This is a genomic window from Frankia gtarii, from assembly GCF_025403375.1.
Classification (GTDB): Bacteria; Actinomycetota; Actinomycetes; order Frankiales; family Frankiaceae; genus Frankia; species Frankia gtarii.
Map to the genome: position 1 here is coordinate 1 of NZ_JAMPTM010000604.1, position 591 is coordinate 591.

At 68.0% G+C, this 591-nt stretch carries 1 protein-coding gene; it reads right to left on the reverse strand.

Translation table 11 applies throughout. The features are described from left to right. The coding region (locus tag NBZ83_RS32520) for an AMP-binding protein (protein ID WP_261576554.1) at positions 1-548 on the reverse strand (548 nt) is incomplete at its 3' end. Positions 549-591: the final 43 nt, after the last annotated feature.

The following is a 591-nucleotide window of genomic DNA, read 5'->3' on the forward strand; positions in this document are numbered from 1 at the left end:
CCCATCAACCCACCCGGCAGAACATGCATCGTGTGCCCCGCCAACATCCACACCAGCGGATCCACCGAACCATCAAACGCAAACGACAACACATTCAACACCCGCAACCGCCGGCCACCCGCCCGGGCCACCGCCGGCTCCACCACCGCCACCCGATGCGCCACCGCCAGATTCGCCAGACTCCGATGCGACACCACCACACCCTTCGGCCGACCCGTCGACCCCGACGTGAACACCACATACGCCGCCGCGTCCAGGCCCACCGGACCCGCCGACACCGAACCCGCCGCAGCCGACCCGCCAGGAACAGCCGCATCCCAGGAATCCGGCTCATCCACCAGCACCACCGAACCCGCGAAACCCTCCAACAAACCAGCAGAACCAGCAGAACCAGTCAGCCGATCCCGCACCACCGACGACGTCACCAGCACCACCGGCGCCGCCTCCCGAAGAACCAACCCCACCCGCTCCACCGGATGCGCCGGATCCACCAGCACCACCACACCCCCCGCCTTCCACACCGCCACCATCACCACCACCACCTCCACCGACCGCTCCAACACCACCCCCACCCGCACCTCAGCACCAACC